The sequence below is a fragment of the Pseudomonas sp. EA_35y_Pfl2_R5 genome (assembly GCF_963970805.1).
In the GTDB taxonomy this organism is placed as follows: Bacteria; Pseudomonadota; Gammaproteobacteria; order Pseudomonadales; family Pseudomonadaceae; genus Aquipseudomonas.
In genome coordinates this window covers 73,199-87,678 of the sequence record NZ_CAXAOW010000007.1, presented here as the reverse complement: position 1 = coordinate 87,678, position 14,480 = coordinate 73,199, and the positions used below count along the sequence as shown (strand labels likewise).

The 14,480-nt window shown below is 57.4% G+C and carries 12 protein-coding genes and 3 pseudogenes; 10 read left to right on the top strand and 5 right to left on the bottom strand.

What is annotated here, in order from left to right; all coding sequences use genetic code 11:
- The first annotated feature begins 79 nt into the window (after positions 1-79).
- The 3 genes from AACX99_RS14025 (at position 80) to AACX99_RS14015 (ending at position 2,403) form a co-directional block, all read left to right on the top strand.
- Positions 80-802, top strand: coding sequence for a substrate-binding periplasmic protein (locus AACX99_RS14025; RefSeq protein WP_339412701.1), 723 nt, complete (start codon positions 80-82; stop codon positions 800-802).
- 177 nt (positions 803-979) lie between these two features.
- Positions 980-1,174 carry a hypothetical protein gene (locus AACX99_RS14020; protein WP_339412699.1) on the top strand — a complete coding sequence of 65 codons (195 nt, stop codon included), beginning with the start codon at positions 980-982 and terminating at the stop codon, positions 1,172-1,174.
- Positions 1,175-1,359: 185 nt separating this feature from the next.
- Positions 1,360-2,403, top strand: coding sequence for a DNA topoisomerase IB (locus tag AACX99_RS14015; RefSeq protein WP_339412697.1), 1,044 nt, complete (start codon positions 1,360-1,362; stop codon positions 2,401-2,403).
- A gap of 18 nt (positions 2,404-2,421) precedes the next feature.
- Here AACX99_RS14015 and AACX99_RS14010 read toward each other — a convergent pair whose 3' ends face one another.
- Positions 2,422-3,201: a hypothetical protein gene (locus AACX99_RS14010; protein ID WP_339412695.1), complete on the bottom strand. Its 780-nt coding sequence runs from the start codon at positions 3,199-3,201 to the stop codon at positions 2,422-2,424.
- A 248-nt stretch (positions 3,202-3,449) separates the two neighbouring features.
- Here AACX99_RS14010 and AACX99_RS14005 point away from each other — a divergent pair, with 248 nt between their 5' ends.
- The 3 genes and pseudogenes from AACX99_RS14005 to AACX99_RS13995 all read left to right on the top strand — a co-directional run.
- Complete coding sequence (locus AACX99_RS14005) at positions 3,450-4,175, top strand: endonuclease (RefSeq protein WP_339412693.1); 726 nt, start codon at positions 3,450-3,452, stop codon at positions 4,173-4,175.
- A gap of 72 nt (positions 4,176-4,247) precedes the next feature.
- A complete protein-coding gene (locus tag AACX99_RS14000) occupies positions 4,248-4,829 on the top strand; it encodes a DUF1415 domain-containing protein (RefSeq protein ID WP_339412691.1) in 582 nt (193 codons plus the stop codon).
- 309 nt (positions 4,830-5,138) lie between these two features.
- Positions 5,139-6,332 (top strand): annotated as a pseudogene (locus AACX99_RS13995) (type IV pilus assembly protein FimV); the annotation flags it as partial.
- 80 nt (positions 6,333-6,412) lie between these two features.
- On the opposite strand, the gene AACX99_RS13990 reads toward AACX99_RS13995, so the two are convergent.
- Both AACX99_RS13990 and AACX99_RS13985 read right to left on the bottom strand, forming a co-directional pair.
- Positions 6,413-6,871, bottom strand: a complete 459-nt coding sequence (locus tag AACX99_RS13990; protein ID WP_339412689.1) for a GNAT family N-acetyltransferase — start codon at positions 6,869-6,871, stop codon at positions 6,413-6,415.
- A 150-nt stretch (positions 6,872-7,021) separates the two neighbouring features.
- Positions 7,022-8,125: pseudogene (locus tag AACX99_RS13985) on the bottom strand (hypothetical protein); the annotation flags it as partial.
- 338 nt (positions 8,126-8,463) lie between these two features.
- Between AACX99_RS13985 and AACX99_RS13980 the strand changes: the two are divergent.
- Entirely contained in the window at positions 8,464-8,826 is a 363-nt protein-coding gene (locus tag AACX99_RS13980) for a hypothetical protein (RefSeq protein WP_339412687.1), read from the top strand.
- A 56-nt stretch (positions 8,827-8,882) separates the two neighbouring features.
- On the opposite strand, the gene AACX99_RS22230 is transcribed toward AACX99_RS13980, so the two are convergent.
- Together AACX99_RS22230 and AACX99_RS22225 are read right to left on the bottom strand one after the other, a co-directional pair.
- Complete coding sequence (locus tag AACX99_RS22230) at positions 8,883-9,653, bottom strand: methyl-accepting chemotaxis protein (protein WP_445261873.1); 771 nt, start codon at positions 9,651-9,653, stop codon at positions 8,883-8,885.
- 90 nt (positions 9,654-9,743) lie between these two features.
- Positions 9,744-10,850, bottom strand: a pseudogene (locus AACX99_RS22225) (HAMP domain-containing protein); the annotation flags it as partial.
- A 247-nt stretch (positions 10,851-11,097) separates the two neighbouring features.
- Between AACX99_RS22225 and AACX99_RS13970 the strand changes: the two are divergent.
- The 3 genes from AACX99_RS13970 (at position 11,098) to AACX99_RS13960 (ending at position 14,445) form a co-directional block, all read left to right on the top strand.
- A complete protein-coding gene (locus tag AACX99_RS13970; RefSeq protein ID WP_339412683.1) occupies positions 11,098-11,682 on the top strand; it encodes a hypothetical protein in 585 nt (194 codons plus the stop codon).
- Positions 11,683-11,796: 114 nt separating this feature from the next.
- Positions 11,797-12,531, top strand: a complete 735-nt coding sequence (locus AACX99_RS13965; protein WP_339412681.1) for a DUF6882 domain-containing protein — start codon at positions 11,797-11,799, stop codon at positions 12,529-12,531.
- 798 nt (positions 12,532-13,329) lie between these two features.
- Positions 13,330-14,445, top strand: a complete 1,116-nt coding sequence (locus AACX99_RS13960; protein ID WP_339412679.1) for a DUF3644 domain-containing protein — start codon at positions 13,330-13,332, stop codon at positions 14,443-14,445.
- The last annotated feature ends 35 nt before the right edge of the window (positions 14,446-14,480 follow it).

The following is a 14,480-nucleotide window of genomic DNA, read 5'->3' as shown; positions in this document are numbered from 1 at the left end:
CGCAGAGCATCTGCCGCGTAATTAGCTAGCATCAATACAGAGCAGATTGCTCGTTCGAGGCACCCGCTTGGAGGATCGTATGCGTAGTGTTGCGCTGTGCCTGACCTTGCTACTGCCCTGGGCGGTGCAGGCCGAGACGTGGAAGGTGGTGGGTGATGAGCAGTTTGCGCCTTACAGCTTTGTCACCATCGACGATGACCAGCCGCGCGGGCTGGATGTCGAGCTGGTAGAGGCGGTGATGCAGGAGGCCAAAATTCCCTACAGCCTGCGCCTGTACCCCTGGGAACGGGTCAAACGCATGCTTGATCGCAGCGAAGTGGCTATGGCCTTTCAATTTGCCGGCACACCGGAGCGCATGCAGCAGTATGCGTTAGTCGGGCCGATCCGCACCGGCTCCACGGTGTTTATGACCTCGCGCAAAATCACCCTCAGCGACTGGAGCAAACTCGACGATCTGCTGCCCTACACCATTGGTCAGGTGCGCGGTTATGCCTACCAGTCGGACTTCGACAAAGCCGAACTGTCTCGCGACATCAGCGCGCAGAATCCACGGCAGCTGGTGTCGATGCTGCTGGCCGGGCGCATCGATGTGATAGTCGGTGATCGGGTGCAGCTGATGTATTTCGTGCGCGAACAGCGTGCCGAGCAGAGTGTGCGCATCCTGCCCAAACCGCTGGTGGAAATGCCGCGCTATGTGGCCTTTGCCAAGGATGATAGCGCCCGTGCCAAACAGTTCTCGGCGGCGCTGGAGCGTTTGAGACAGGCTGGCACCCTAGACAGCATCTACCAGCGCTGGCAGTAGCAGGCCGTTGAAAAGCGTAGGCGAGGCAGCCAGCGCAAGGCAAAAACAGGCAAAAAAGCGGAGTTTACAAATTGTAAATGAGCATTTTGAGCCTGTTTTTAACGCCGCGATGGCAACGCAGGTAGCTTTTCAACAACCTGCTAAGCCGCGCCTTTATCCCTTTACCAAGGAGCCATCATGCGCCTCACCCATCCATTATTGCTGCTAACGACGACCCTGCTTCTGAGCGCCTGCGGTCTCGGTGAAACAGCGGCAACCGCCAGCCTGCAAGCCGAGCCGGCGGCGCAACTGCAACAGCAGACCGAGCAGCTGAAACAGCAGATCGAGGCAGCCAATGCGCAAAGCCATAAACGCTTGGAGGAAGGCTATTGAGCCTCCCAGAAACCTGTTGGTGTTGCATGCTGCGGTGTGCTGTTGCCGATCAGTGATCAACACCAGCTGTAAACAAGGAAAGGCAGCGCTGAACTGACCCTTGTTGAAAAACCATTTGGCACACCCGCAACATGCTGCGGTCAATCAGATAGACCCTCCTGACTGATTGCCAAGGAAATTGCGTCATGCCAGATTCCGCGTCGCCCGCAGACCTGCCCCGCGACCTGCATTACGTTGACGATAGCCAACCCGGCATCCGCCGTAAGAAAGTGCGCGGCACGTTCACTTATTTCGATGCCAAGGGTGAGCGCATCACCGACGCCGATGAAATCAAGCGCCTCGACTCACTGGCGGTGCCGCCCGCGTATACCGACGTGTGGATCAGCACAGACCCGCGCGGCCATCTGCAAGCCACTGGCCGCGATGCTCGTGGGCGCAAGCAGTACCGCTATCACCCGCGCTGGCGTGAGGTTCGCGACACTGACAAATATGCGCGCCTGCAAGAATTCGGCAACGCCTTGCCCAAACTGCGCAAGCAATTGGAGGCACAAATCGCCAAGCCAGGTTTTACCCGCGAGAAGGTGCTGGCTACCGTAGTGATGCTGCTGGATGCCACGCTGATTCGCGTGGGCAATAGCCAATATGCCCGAGACAACAAATCCTACGGCCTGACCACCCTGCGCACACGTCATGTTGCTATCCAAGGCAGCGATATCAAGTTTCAGTTTGTCGGCAAGAGTGGCGTCGAACATCAAGTCAGTGTGAGGGACCGACGCCTGGCCACAGTGGTCAGGCGCTGCATGGAATTGCCGGGGCAGAACCTCTTCCAATATCTGGACGAAGACGGCGCGCGTCACACCGTCAGCTCATCGGACGTTAATGCCTACCTGCACCAACTTACCGGGGCGGACTTCACCGCCAAGGATTACCGCACCTGGGCCGGCACCGCGATGGCGTTAGCCGTGCTGCGAGAGCTGGAATGGCAACCAGAATCGGACGCGAAGCGCCATGTGGTGGCCACGGTCAAGGCCGTCGCCAAGCAACTGGGCAACACACCTGCGGTGTGCCGCAAATGCTATATCCACCCTGCCGTGCTGGAGCACTTCAGCCTGGGCGAGTTATCCAAGCTACCTAAGCCGCGGGTGCGCAAGGGCCTGAAAGCTGAAGAGGTAGCGCTGGCGATGTTTCTCGAGCGACTGGCCGTAGACGTGCCGAAAAACGCCAAGTAGGACAAGGCGTAAACCGTCCTACTGCACCGGCAGAAAGTTCATAAACAGCAACCCCTGGGCATAGCTCACACCCATGCGCCGATAGCGCTCATCCAGCACATCGGTGAGCAGATCCAGGCGCGCGACTATCTTGCCGAACTCCACGGCATAGCTGAGGTTATGTCCCTCGGCGGAAATCTCGTTGGACAGCAGCCAGGGCTTGCCACCGGCATCCGTGCGCTGGGCGAGCATCCAACTGGCCTTCTCGAAATTGCGCGCGGCGTTATGGATAAACTGCGGGTCCAACGTGTCGCTCAGGTAGTACTCCGTGCGCCCGCCATGGGCGGTAATCAGCATGCTGGCCAGCGAATAGATAAATGCCCCCACGCGATCGCCCTGGTACTCGGCGCTCAAGGCATAGCCGAGAGCGGCAACATCGGTACGCCCGCCCAGTTGTGGCAGCGGCTGGTCCAACTCGATAGCGCGGTGCACTGCACGCTTGGCGACTTCCACATCAGCCAGGCCGGTTTTACGCCACTCGCGCGGGTTGCGCAGGTACAGCTTGTCCATCAACCGGTAGAGGCTATTGAGGTTGTTGCGCATGCCCAGGGTGGCCATGCGATCGGCATGGCTCTGGAAGAACTCGGTGGGTTTGATCGGGCTGCGGTTGCTGATGATGCTCTGATGATCCTGGCGGGTTGAGCAGCCGCTGACGGCCAGCAACAGCACAACCAGCACCAGCGGGCGAATCGCCACAGCACTGCCGCCCGACCAAGCGGGGCCAGTTTTCAGCCATGGCAAACGCTGCACAGTACTCATCAGAGGAGGTCGTCCGCTGCGGTGTAATGGGGTAACGCTAGCAACAAAATCCAGATTGGCCAGTTTTCCTACTCAAAGACATGACTTTGAACACAATCAAATACCTAGCCGCATAAGCTCAGGTGGACTGCCAACAGACCGCGTCATGCATAAAAGGTTGCCAACCGCTTAACAGTGCATCGTCAAAAGACCCGTGGTAGAGCGTTTTAATCGGTATGATCCGCAGCTTTTTGGCTGCCGAGTGCCCCATGCCGCATCTGCTTGTCCTGTTTTGCCTGTTAGTTGCCCTGCCCGCTTTTGCCGATGCCCCAAAAACCTTCAGCGCCGCGAAGAAAATCGCCTGGCGGTTGTATGCCGAACGGCCCAATACCTTCTATTGCCAATGCGCGTACAGCGGCAACCGGGTAGACCTCGGTAGCTGCGGTTACAACCCACGTAAACAGCTGCGCCGTGCCCAGCGCCTGGAATGGGAGCATGTGGTGCCGGCCTGGGTGATCGGTCATCAGCGCCAGTGCTGGCAGAATGGCGGCCGCAAGAACTGCACCCGCACCGACGTCAGTTTCAAGGCTGCCGAAGCCGACCTGCACAATCTGGTGCCGAGCATCGGCGAAGTGAATGGTGACCGCTCCAACTACGCCCTCGGCATGCTCAGTGACACACCCACGCAGTACGGAAGCTGCCCGATGGTGGTCAATTTCAAGACGAAAACCGCCATGCCGCCGGCCCATGCCCGTGGTGCCGCAGCGCGCATCTATTTATATATGGCTGAGCGTTACCAGCTGCGCCTGTCGAAACTCGACCGCCGCACCTACGAAGCCTGGAGTCGCCAATACCCGATCAGCGAATGGGAACGCTGGCGCAACCAGCAGGTCGGCTGCGTGATGGGCCATGGCAACCCCTATGTCGGCGCCATCGACCCCAGCCAATGCAGCCCGCTACGCCGCGCCGGCAACCCGCAACGCAACAGCGGTTAAGCCTCGATCCGAGAACCCTGCGCGCAGTTATTGCCGCTAAACTTCACGCCACGCCAGCCCGAGTAACGCCCTATGTCTAGCACTGCCACCCTTAGCGCCGCCCACGCCATTGCCGAAACCCGCGCCTGGGTTGATCGCGCGGTGATCGGCCTGAACCTCTGTCCGTTCGCCAAGGCGGTGCAGGTCAAAGGGCAAGTGCGCTATGTGGTGTGCGCCAGCGCTGAACCGGAAGAACTGCTCAGCGCCTTGATCGACGAGCTGCACGCGCTCGCCAACTGTGAGCCAAGCGAAACCGACACCACGCTGCTGATCCACCCCTCAGCCCTTACCGACTTTCTCGACTTCAACGATTTTCTCGCCGTGGTGGATGAGGCCGTCGACGAGCTCGGCTATGCCGGCATCCTGCAAGTGGCCAGCTTCCACCCGCAGTTTCAGTTTGCCGACACCGGCGTAGACGATGTCAGCAATGCCACCAACCGCTCACCCTACCCGACCCTGCATATCCTCCGCGAAGCCAGCATCGACCGCGCCGTGGCCGCCTTCCCTGACCCTGAGGCAATCTTCGAAGCCAACATCCAGACCCTCGAAGACCTCGGCGCAGACGGCTGGGCAGCCCTGCAGGCGCAATGTCGCAAGGACGCACAAAACAGCTAAGCCCCCACACACAGGGCTGGCAGAAAAATCTGACGCGCCGACCAGTTAACCCCCATGTCCATCCGAACGAGACAGCAGATGCTGCGCGCCCGACGAATGGCAGCCATTAACCGCAGTTCATTGCAAGAACCTTGAGAGATTTGCAAGCTGATCAACACAATTAATCGGCGCGACTCAATAAAATCCCACCCTTGCAAAACTGCCACCACTGAGTTGCTGATCGAGCAGGGACCACCTTGCGGTCGAGACAGCAGCCACTCTCAAGATTCTCTCGCTGGTCGAGAAACAGATAAAACAAGGGATAACGCTATGGCTCGGGTTCGTAAACTGGTGCTGGCAATCGCAGCGGCTTCGGCGCTGTCATCCGGCATGGCGCACGCGCTAGGGTTGGGTGAGGTAACGCTGCAGTCACAGCTCAATCAACCACTAGTGGCTGAGATTGAGTTGGTCGAGGGCGGTGACCTGTCGGCCGATGAACTGATACCGCGCCTAGCGTCCCCTGAGGCCTTCAACAAGGCCGGCGTTGATCGTCAGTTCTTCCTGACTGATCTGAAGTTCACCCCAATACTCAAAGCCAACGGCAAGAGTGTTATCCGGGTAACCTCCAACAAACCGATGCGTGAGCCTTACCTGAACTTCCTGGTGGAAGTGCTCTGGCCGAATGGTCGTTTGCAGCGTGAATACACCATGCTGCTGGACCCTCCGCTCTATACCGCGCACAGCGTTACCCCCGTGGCAGTACAACCGCCGGCAACGGCCGCTACTTCTGCGCCACGTACACAGCCATCCGCAGCGCGCCCAACGGTTACTGCAAGTCAGCCAGCGACAACCAGCACAGCTGCCGCCACATCACTGGCAGGTAATGAATACAAAACCACCGCCAATGACAATCTCTGGGACATCGCTAACCGCGCGCGGGCCGGCGGCAGCGTGCACCAGGCCATGCTGGCGATTCAGGAGCTGAACCCGCAGGCCTTTATCGACAACAACATCAACCGCATGAAAAGCGGCCAGGTGCTGCGCCTACCCGATGCACAGCAAATCCAGAGTCGCACGCACAGCGCCGCCATTGCCCAGGTCAACGAGCAGACCGCAGCCTGGCGTGAAAGCCGCAGTGTTGCCGTCAGCACCCGTCAGCTGGACGCCAGCAAGCGCAGCAACGCAGCCGCTACGCCGGCAAAAATTGAACGCAGTGACAATCTGAAACTGGTTGCGGATGGCAGCGACAAAGGCGGCACCGGCAGTGACAAAGGCAGCGCAGGTAACAAGGCCCTGCTAGATAAATTGGCGGTAGCCCAGGAAAGCCTCGATTCGACCAATCGTGAGAACGCTGAGCTGAAAAGCCGTATTGCCGATTTGCAGAGCCAACTCGACAAGCTGCAGCGTCTGGTTCAATTGAAAAACGATCAGATGGCCAAGCTACAGGCCTACCTGGCCGCACAAGGCCAGGTTCCAGCTGCAACGCCTGACGTAGCAGAAGCGACAACGGGCAATCAGACGCCCTCCATTCCTTAGCGCGAGCAGGCGTACCGGGCAAATTGAGACGCCGTGATGGCAACGCAGGTGGCTTTTCAAACAACCGGCTAAAGCTGGCGATACATCAAGTGCTGAGGGTTGCCCCAGGCCTGGAAGCACTCCTGCAGTGTCCAACCGCGCCGGGCGTAATAATCCGCGCGGTCGTAGGTGTGCAGGTAGAGCCTTGCGTGGCCGCGTTCACGGGCGGTGGCACAGATACGTTCAACCAACCGCTCGGCCAGGCCCTGGCCACGGGCCTGCGGGCGTACATAAACACATGCCAACCAAGGCCCCAATTCGGGCCGCAGCGGCAAATCATCCTTCGCAAAGCCAGCGCAGCCCAATAGCTGGCCATGATCAAGGGCAATCAGCATCTCCCAGTCACCATTGTACTGACCCGCAGCGAACTCAGCCTGCCAGTCGAGCAGGCTTTGCTCGCTGAACTCATAGGGAAATTGCTGGTAAAGCCACTCAGCCAACTGCTCAGTGTGTTCGGGATGATGGCGGAGCCAGTCAAGGGTGAGCATAAGAAGTCCGTAGCCGCTAGCAGTTGCTGGGGCCGTAAGCTTACCGGGCTCTCTCGCAAACACCGACAAGATGAGCGCAGCAAAAGTGCTGCCTAGCAGCCTGCGGCCAAAGCTCACAGCTATGAGCTTTGGCCGAGGTGCTTAGCTGCTAGCCGGCGTGCACTTGGCCTGCGCAGCTTCGGGGCTGAGGTTGCGCACTGAGGTATAGAAAAGTTCGCAGGTTTGCAGCTTCTCCGTGACCTGCCATTTCTCGCTGCAGGCGCTCAGCACCGGACTCGCGTCCTGACTGGGTTGCTCGCCCATACTGGCCTGCCAGCACGCAGCGCTGAGATCCTGCCCCATGACCTTGATGCCGGCCGCATCGGCTTTCTGCTGATCGCCGTCATAGTTGTCCGGGTCAGCGGCGTACCAGATGTAACTAGGGTGGTTAGCGCCGAGCACAGCCACCTGCTGCCCAGCGGCCGGGCTAATCTGCGCAAGACCGAGCACATCGAGAGAAACCCCGTACTGCTGCTTAACCCAACTGCGCACCGGGCTGCCGAAGGCCACCATGGGTAGCGCCTGCCCACCTTCGCCCGCGGTCAACTGCATAACCATCTGCGTCTGATAGGCATTGAAATAGCTGTACACACCCTCAAGCGCGCTACCGGCGTTGGCAGGCGCGGCAATCGGGGCGATGTCGATGATGGTCTGGAAGGCCGGCGTCTGCGCCGCACTGATGCCGTTCTCGGTCAGCAGATCGGCCCAGCGGTTTGTGGTGCTCGACTCGAGATAGTCCTGCGCCTGAGTCAGCGAGTAATCCGGCGGGAAGTGCAGCAGCTCAACGCTCTTGCGGTTATCGAGGGCCATGCCCAGCGGCAGGAACAACGACCAGTTGTATTGCCACTTGCCATCCTTGTTGAGCAATTTGGCGCCACTGTAGGCCAGCTCGCCAGTCTTCAGCAGTTGTTCGAGCGGCTTACCGTAGCCGTCAGGCACTTCGCTGAATTTGGCGTAGAGCTCTTGCTCCTCGCGGTGGACGGTCACCGTGGCGTTGGCATAACCATCGCGTTGCAAGCTCTGGCGCAGGTAGTGCTCAGCAGTCTGCTCCAGCGACCAATCGCGATAGCAGATCACATTGCAGTTATTGGGATAAGCAAACAAACGAGTGACGCGCTCGGTACTGCCCAGCTTAACCGTGACATCAGCGGCTTGAGCATGGCAGGCCAACAGCCCGGCGACTGCAGCGAGCATAAATCCTTTGCGACTCAGCATAAGTGACTCCTTGATTGAGAGGGACCTTCTCCGGCTTCAGGCCTAAGGCTGAAGTAAAGAAGCAAAGACGGCGGAATGAATTATTTTTTGATCCACCAGCCTGCCGATACTGCCAAATATCCCGTTCTCCAGCACAGCTGAGCTGACTTTTGCTAGCACCCCTTCCGCAGCCTGGCATCAACAGACCGTGCTGTTTCGGCCTATTTGCACTGCTATTGACCAGCCCAGGCCGCCGCCCTGTTTTACACAGGCTTTACATTGCACCCTGCAATGCCACGCAACAGGCAGTGTCGAAACGAATAAGCCGGGAAAGACCGGTTTGCAGAGGAGTTTCGATCATGCTGTCGCGTATTCCCCTTATCACCGGCCTGGTGGCCAGTCTGGCGCTGTTTGCCCAGGCCCCAGCTCAGGCCTCCAACCGTGACGCCGCGATTGCCGGAGCCGTAGTGGGCGCGGTGATTGGCGGCGTTATCGTCAGCCAAAGCCGCCCCGTGCAGGTCTACGCCCCGCCGCCGCGCGAGTACTACCCGCCGCCACCGGCCTATTACCCGCCACAACGGGTGTACTACGAACGTCAACCGGTCTACTACCAACCCGCCCCGGTGTATTACGTTCAGGAACGGCCACGTCATAAACGCTGGCATGGCCACAAACACCGTAGGCACGACGGGCATAGACATGGTCATGGCTATCGCAGGTAAATAAAAAGCCCCGCAATTGCGGGGCTTTTTCTAGGGGCCAGCAATGTGCGGCCGGCCTACTCCGTACGGAAGCGCACCACCAGCTGCTTCAACTCACTGCTCAGGCCACTTTGCTCCTGGGCATAGCTCTCCACCTCGGAGGCCTGAACAGATATCTGCGTTACCGCGTCGTTGATGGCGACGATGTTCTGGTTGATTTCCTCGGTCACCAGATGTTGCTCCTCAGTCGCGGTGGCGATTTGCATGGTCATATCGCGGATCATCTGCACCTTGCCTTCAATGCTTTCGAAGGCAGCCATAACCTCCTCGGACAGATCGATGGCCTTGCCCGACTCGACCAGGCTCTGGTCCATGCTCACCGTCACTTCCTTGATGCGATTGACCAGCAGGTTGAGGATGTTGTTGATCTGCTCGGTAGAGTCCTGGGTGCGTTTGGCCAGGTTGCGTACTTCATCGGCTACCACCGCAAACCCACGGCCCTGCTCACCCGCGCGGGCCGCTTCGATGGCGGCGTTGAGGGCCAGCAGGTTGGTCTGTTCGGCGATCTGCTGAATGGTCGAGAGGATATTGTTGATATTGACCGTTTCCTTCTCCAGCTCCTGAATCACCTTGCTGGAATTCTGGATGCTGGCGCCGAGCTTGTTGACCCCAGACGTACTACGGCCAATCACCTCCTTACCGTTGCGCGTGGCCACCAGCCCCTGCTCCGACACATCGGCGGTCTGCACACAGGTCTTGGCCACCTCATTGGCCGCCGACGACATCTCGGTCACCGCCGTGACGATCTGCTCCACCGAGCTCAGCTGGCGCTGCAGCGTGGCGGACATGGCCGTGGTGCGTTTGCTGGTCTCGCTGGAAACCCCATCCATGCTGATGGCGTTCTCCTTGATCACCTTGATCATGCCCTGGATCGAGGCGATAAATTGATTGAACCACTTGGCCAGCTCGCCGGTTTCATCCTTGCTGAGCAAGTCTAGGCGACGGGTCAGATCACCTTCACCCTGAGCGATGGTGCGCAGCCCCTCCTTCACCAAATTGATCGGGTTAACGATCCGGTTAGCGATAATCACCCCAGCCGCGCCGAATACCAGCACCAGCACGATGCAGACAATTAGGGTGATCCAGGTTAGCTCGCGGGCGCTCGCGTAAATCTCATCGGCCTGCTTGAAGCCGACAAACTTCCAGCCCAGCTCAGGCGAGGTATAGACGTTGGCCATATACGCCACCCCGTCGATCTCCACCTCGACCAGACCGTTCTCGGTTTTGCCGATGGTTGCAAAGTGCTCACCGGGCAGCTCGCTGACCTTCTTGAAGTTGTTGTCTGGCTTCAGGCCATCCACCAGCAAGGTACCGCTGCCCTCCGCCAGCATCAGGAAACCGGTTTCACCGAAGCGCACCTTCTGCGCCATATCGGTGAGCGCCTTGAGCGACACATCCACCGCGACCACCCCGGCGAACTGCCCGGCGTTGTCCTTGAAGCCCTTGAGCACCGAGACATACACCGCGTCATCCGGCTCCCAGTAATAACCGTCGCGGCGGCCCAGGGTGAAGTTGGCGTCGCGACCAATGGGGTACCACTCGCGCGTACGCGGGTCCCAGTCACCGTAATCCCCGGTACCCGGCCACTCGACATAGCCGCCCTTGGTATCGCTCATGTACACGTAGCCGAAGGTGGGGTTGTTCTTACCGATGCTGGAGAAGTAATCGAAGATCTGCTTCTCGCGCCCACCATTGGCAGTGGCCACCTCGCCCGGCTTGCGCGCCTCACCGAAGTAGGTGGTCAGCTCACCGTTCTCGGCATCCTTCACCGCGGGGTATTCCGCCAGGGCGGAAACGGTGTAGCCCACCGAATCAAAGAAGGTGGCGAAGCTATTGTTCACCAGCTTCATATCCAGACTGCTGGATACCAAGAAGTTCTCCTTGGCCTGTTGCGTGACATTGCGAATCGTCAGCAGCGCCACCACCAGAACCGGAATCAGGGTTGCAACCAGAAAACTCACCAGCAGTTTGGATTTGATACGCATGAGACGTCGCCTTCTAGCTGACCAGTAATACGCTCTATCGGCGCTTGTTGAGGATAGTTAAGGCTGATTAGCGCGCCAGCGCAGGGTTAATTAGCTGAACGCCACCTACAAAAAAAGCACTCCAAGCATCATAAATATCAATTTGCCATCACCACGCATTGTCATTAGCCTGTGCGCCGCCCAGGGACGGGCGATAGCAGATGGCCGTTCCTTGCGCACTAACCCGTTGTATTGACAAGGATCCGCCATGAAAAAGATTGCCTACCTGCTGGCCCTGACTCTGCTCGCCACCCTGACAGGCTGCACCATCAAGCACCCCATCGCCGAGGACTACCCCGCCTACCTGAGCAACAACACCGGGGATAGCCAGCTGCCGAGCGCTAACGGCCCTGCCGCCTACGCCCTGAGCCCGGCCACCAGCAGCCACCACTACGAATTCCGCTCCGCCGTAGTCGGCCATGCCAACCTGTGGATCGTGAACTTCGGTCAAATGCTCGACAGCACCCTGCAATCGGCGGATGTCCAACAAGCCTTCGGCCGCCTCGAAGCGAGCCAGAGTGGTGATCTGCCGCTGCTGAGCTTTGAGCTGCAGGAATACCGCTTCGCCGACTTCCGCGCCTACATCACCTTGAAGGTGAACGTCAGCGCCGACGAACAGCAGCTGTTCTCCAAAACCTACAAGGTCGAGGGCAAAAGCCAGGGCGGCAAAATGTTCTGGGGCGGCTCCTTCGCCATGAAAAACGCCATCCAGCAGTCCACCAAACTGGCCCTGGATGACATCCTGCGCGAGTTTATTCAGGACTATAACCAGCTGAATCTGGCCCAGAAGTAAGCGGCAGAGCCCCGGCCCAATTCACTATTGGGCCGATTGATACAGAATTGACCCCAGTTACGCTTTCCGCCCTTACGGCGATGCATCTACCCCACTTCTTTTTAAGGGAACGCTATGAGTGATGAAGAGCAGAAAGTTGAATGTGGCGTGCATGGAACCAGCGCAGCCACGTTCCTCTGTCACCATCTCAATGACAGTGGGGACCAGGGGTTCAATGTGGGTTACGACCCGGAGCACCCAGACAATCTCTACCCCGATGCATGGTGTGACCAATGTGACGCTGTGCTGGAACAAGAGGGGGAATGGAATGATCGCGCCGAGACGTTTGCAGGTATCCGCCTGGTGTGCGCGGAGTGCTATTGCCATATCCGAGAGCTCAATTGGCGTCAGGATGAAGACACGCTGCATGCGCTGATCAGCGAAAGCTTCAACTATCTGCAAGAACAGCAGAGCAGCTTTATGGCCACCTACAAGATTGGCGAGCACAGCCGCTGGGATTGGTATCAGGAAACCGGAAAGCTTATTTTCTCGAATGAGGGCACACCGGCGGTGGAGTGTGATGTCGATTTCGTAGGCACCTTCTCGAGCAGTTCCGACTCCTGGATGTGGGCCTGGGCGAATGAGTCGTTTCTGGAATTGGTCAAGGCCAGGTCTCGGGAAATCCGCGAGCTAGGTGACACATTGAACTTGCTGAAACTAGCTTGTGCCACCTGGTCGGCAGACCCGGTCGACGGCTGGGAAATGACGGCAGTGATGGCCAAGCACCTGGGCGCCATCGGCTCTTATAGAGCCCCCGGTGAAAATGGATTTCTCTACATGGTGGTACGTGAAGCCCGCTGGGTGATCTAGAGGCCGCAATAGGCTTGGCTCGCTCTCTCTTACCTAGCCACCGTTTGGCTTTAAGCCATCAATACGGCGTCGCCAGCGTCAAACGCATCTACGGCGAATCCAAAGTACAAAGCACAGATAAACACCGCCCCAAATGGTGGATGAAAAAAGCTTCATCGATCCCTATTACTACTCGCTGGGTCAACGCGGGTTACCGCCGCAGCAGCGGTGACGCGGATTAATGGTTTCGCCCCTACGGCGAGTTACTTTCTCTTTGCTTGTGCAAAGAGAAAGTAACCAAAGAGAAAGCACACCCGGCATACGGGTCTGGCTTCGCCAGACTTCCCTCGCTCCGGCACTGCTCCGAGGGTCGTCACGGTGGGCCATCCCTGGCCCATCGTTCCTCGTTTGGCATCCATGCCAAACGCCCCTCTCCACAACACCTCCGCTCGGCCTCCTGACGGGATTCGGGGACCGCGTTGTTTGGGCGATTTGTGGAAGGCAAAAAGCAAAAGCATCGCGGGTTTCACCCGCCCTACGGGTTTTGGCTTTTCATCCCCAATCTCACAGACAACGCCAAACGCCCCATCAGGAGGCCGAGTGGAATCGTTGTGGAAGGGAGCGAGCCGCATGGATGCGGCGAGAGGCGCAAAGGGCCAGGGACGGCCCTTGTACGCCGGCCCCTGGAGCAATGATGGAACGAGGGAAGTCGAGCGCAGCGAGACCCGCATGCAAGGGGCAAGACTTTTTGCTTACTTTTGGGGCGTTTGCCAAAAGTGAGCCGCCGTAAGGGCGGAACCGTTAGTAAAGGTGGCAGAGATGCCGTGGGCGGAAGTGCTGCAAGAGGGCAACGCACGGAAATTGATGACTGCGTGTATCCATGATTCTGAATGGCCATTATTGATAAGCATCGCTACGCTCAATCCATCCTACAAGCAGGGAAGACAAACAATGGCACCCAGAAGAAGGATTCGTGCAGTAGGTTCAATCGCTGGAGAATTGATAAAAAAATCCAGGGAATCCGCTCTTGCTGCTGCACAAATATTTAATAGCCCATCAATGCTGTTTAAGTCAGAAATATTCATCGTACTCATGATGATTTCTTGGACATACTTATTACACGCTTACTACAGAAAAAATAATATCGAGTACCGCCACCACAGAAACAATGGACAACGTAGAAAATTCGACAGAACCGCAAAAGGTGCTTTTAAGCACTGGGAACTTGAGCGATGTCTAAACGACGAAAACTCCCCGGTCGATTTAAACGCAACAAAGAATCTGAAATTCTTAATTGGTCTTCGACACGAAATTGAGCATCAGATGACCACCCGCATAGATGAGCTATTGAGTGCTAGATTTCAAGCATGCTGTTTAAACTATAACGATTTAATAAAAGAATTATTCGGCCCAGAGCAAGGGATAGATAAGCACCTTGCATTTAGCTTACAGTTCTCGTCCCTCAGCAGAGAGCAGGTTGATTTGCTATCAGATACAGACGGGTTACCTGAGAACATACGTGCTTACATTACAGCCTTTGATGCAGAGCTTAATGACGAAGAATTCAACAACCCACGATTCTCATATCGCGTTCTTTTTGTACCAAAAACAGCAAATCGCAAAGGACAGGCCGATCAAGTAATTGAGTTTATAAAAGCAGACTCTGAGCTCGCGCGAGATATTAACGCAACATATACGGTAATCAAGGAAACTGAACGACAAAAATATCTACCCGCACAAATTGTCGAAGCCATGAACAATACCGGCTACATCAATTTCAAAATTCACAACCATACCGACCTATGGAAATCAATTGACGCCAAGAACATCGCGCATGGCTTTGGCGTGATGGTTGCCAAAACATGGTACTGGTACGAGCCTTGGCTGGAGTTTGTTAAAAATCACTGTATAGAGCACCGCGATACCTATACCTAATTACCTCCCCAGCATTCATAAACCAAAAGGCCCAT